The 272-nt window shown below is 26.9% G+C and carries 1 protein-coding gene; it reads right to left on the reverse strand.

Translation table 11 applies throughout. The annotated features are described in order from the left end of the window. The coding region (locus LUA84_RS03340; RefSeq protein ID WP_457913295.1) for a PEP/pyruvate-binding domain-containing protein at positions 1–272 on the reverse strand (272 nt) is incomplete at its 3' end.

The raw sequence follows: 272 nt of genomic DNA on the forward strand, positions 1-272 counted from the left end.
TGTTCTAATATTTTTCCATAATTTGCCAATTTTTTCACTTCATCATCAGATAATACTCTTGCATTCTTTAATTCATTTGGAACCTCTACTTCTTTTGTAAATGANNCTGGATCATATACTGTCATAACTTTCTTTTCATTTATTTTTACTTCTAATACAATAAATGTATTCTTATCTACAATATATTCATCTGCTANNACTTCTCCAGAAACAATTGCTTCTCCAAAGCCCCAGGAAGATTCTATTACTATTTTTGATAAATCATTTTTAAT

Source organism: Candidatus Nanopusillus massiliensis (genome assembly GCF_920984865.1).